This window comes from uncultured Campylobacter sp. (assembly GCF_937890585.1).
Classification (GTDB): Bacteria; Campylobacterota; Campylobacteria; order Campylobacterales; family Campylobacteraceae; genus Campylobacter_A.
Map to the genome: position 1 here is coordinate 1 of NZ_CALACG010000280.1, position 2,354 is coordinate 2,354.

Below are 2,354 nucleotides of genomic sequence, written 5' to 3' on the forward strand. Positions count from 1 at the left end.
TGAAAATAGTATTTGTTTGAAGCATGGACTATTTAAAAAAAATAAGAGCGAGATCATATATAATGGCATAAAAGCTCTTTTGAGAGAGGATAGCTCTAGGAAAAAATTTAATTTATATGGAAAAAAAGTAGTTACGACTATTTCAAGATTTGACTATGCAAAAAATATGGCTTTGGCGTATGAGATAGCTAAAAATTTTAAAGATGGGGCAGATATTATTTTTTTGTGGCTTGGAGACGGTGGCGATAGGGCAAAATTTGAGTCTATGGCAAAAAAAGACGGCGTAAATATAATCTTTACGGGTTTTACTGATGAAATAGCTGCGTACCTATCTGCTACGGATATATATTTGTCTACGTCTAGGTGGGAGGGGTTGCCTTACGCACTCATAGAAGCCCAGTCGCTTGGTATCCCAATAGTGGCGACAAATGTTGTAGGAAATAATGAAGTTGTAGAAAATGGCAAAAGTGGGTTTCTCTTTGAGAGTGCACAGCAGGCGCACCAGAATATAGAAATTTTATTAAATGATGAGAAAATATACGGTAAAATGCAAAATCAAGCTCAGCTGAATTTTAAAGATAAATTTGATATCAGTGTTATGATTCGTAAAGTGGAAAAAATTTACGAGCATGTAATTAAAAATAATAGATAAACTAAGGAACTGTAGTGAAAAAGGCCCTTATCCATGACTGGTTTAGCACTTATGCTGGTGCGGAAAAATGTGTTGAGAGTTTTACTAATATTTGGGATGATTTTGAAATTTACAGCCTTATCGACTTTTTAAGCGATGCAGATCGAGATAGAATTTTAAAAGGCAAATGCTCCCACACGAGCTTTATCCAAAAGTTGCCTTTTTCAAAGGACAAATACCGCAACTATCTGCCGCTATTTCCGCTCGCGATCGAGCAGTTTGATCTAAGCGGATACGACGTCGTACTATCCAGCTCGCATGCCGTCGCAAAGGGGGTGCTGACGCACTCAAATCAACTCCACATAGCTTATGTGCACACGCCGATCCGCTACGCGTGGGATCTGTATCATCAATACTTACACGAAAGCGGGCTAGACGGTGGTTTAAAGGGCATGCTGGCGAAATATTTTTTACATAAAATTCGACTTTGGGACGCTAGTAGTGCAAACCGCGTGGATCACTATATTGCAAATAGCTGTTATATCGCGCGTCGTATCAAAAAAATATATAACAAGTCTAGCGATGTCATATATCCGCCAGTGGATGTGGATAAATTTAAGCTACGTGAAACCAAGGAGGAGTTTTACCTTACAGCCTCTCGTATGGTACCATACAAAAAGATAGATCTCATTGTAGAGGCTTTTTCACAGACTAATAAAAAACTACTAGTCATTGGTGATGGACCTGACATGGCTAAGATTAAGTCAAAGGCTGGCAAAAATGTTGAACTTTTGGGCTTTAAAGACGATAAAACAATGGCAGATCTTATGGCGAGGGCCAAAGCCTTTGTTTTTGCTGCAGAGGAAGACTTCGGCATCACGCCTGTAGAGGCGCAAGCATGTGGAACGCCAGTGATCTGTTTTGGGCGTGGTGGTGCTCTAGAGACTGTATGTGAGGGTGTAAGTGGACTATATTTTATGGAACAAAACACAAAGGAGCTACTTGAAGCTGTAGCTAAGTTTGAGCAAAGTTATGAGAAATTTGAACCTGTGAAAATCAGAGAAAATTCTTTAAAATTTTCTCGCTCGCGCTTTGAAGCTGAGATCAAAAGCTATGTTGAGAGAAAATATGAGGAATTTAGGATGGCTAAATGACTAATATAATCCTAAGTGGCGGTAGCGGTACGAGACTGTGGCCAATTAGCCGCACCCTTATGCCAAAGCAGTTTGTACGTCTATTTGACAAATATTCACTTTTTATGATGTGCTATGAACGAAATTCTTTATTGTGTGAAAATACGCTTATTGTTTCAAATGAACAACAATATTTTTTAGCACTTGACCAGCTTGAAACTCTAGGTGCACGTGGTGTAAAATTTTTGCTTGAGCCAGTTGCTAGAAATACAGCCCCTGCAATTGCGCTTGCATGCATGAGCTTAAAAGACGATGAGGTCGTTTTTGTAACACCAAGTGATCATCTTATTAGAGATGAGGTGGCGTACAAAAACAGCGTCTTACGCGCATATGAGCTCGCAGAGCAAGGATGGTTGGTGACATTTGGTATCAAGCCTATGGATGCAAATATAGGTTATGGTTATATTGAAGCATGTGGTGAGGATGTATTGAAATTTCATGAAAAGCCCGAGATTTCAATAGCGCAAAGCTATGTTGATGCTGGAAACTTTTATTGGAACAGTGGTATGTTTATGCTGTCTCTTATACAC

The 2,354-nt window shown here is 39.2% G+C and carries 3 protein-coding genes; all 3 read left to right on the forward strand.

Annotated features, from left to right (window positions below; translation table 11 throughout):
- Positions 1 to 79: 79 nt before the first annotated feature.
- Positions 80 to 652: a glycosyltransferase gene (locus Q0296_RS08490; protein WP_298039323.1), complete on the forward strand. Its 573-nt coding sequence runs from the start codon at positions 80 to 82 to the stop codon at positions 650 to 652.
- A 14-nt stretch (positions 653 to 666) separates the two neighbouring features.
- Positions 667 to 1,785 (forward strand): glycosyltransferase family 4 protein, encoded by a 1,119-nt coding sequence (locus Q0296_RS08495; protein ID WP_298039326.1) that lies wholly within the window; start codon positions 667 to 669, stop codon positions 1,783 to 1,785.
- A partial coding sequence (locus Q0296_RS08500) for a sugar phosphate nucleotidyltransferase (RefSeq protein WP_298039328.1) occupies positions 1,782 to 2,354 on the forward strand: 573 nt, incomplete at its 3' end. The genes Q0296_RS08495 and Q0296_RS08500, both read left to right, overlap by 4 nt.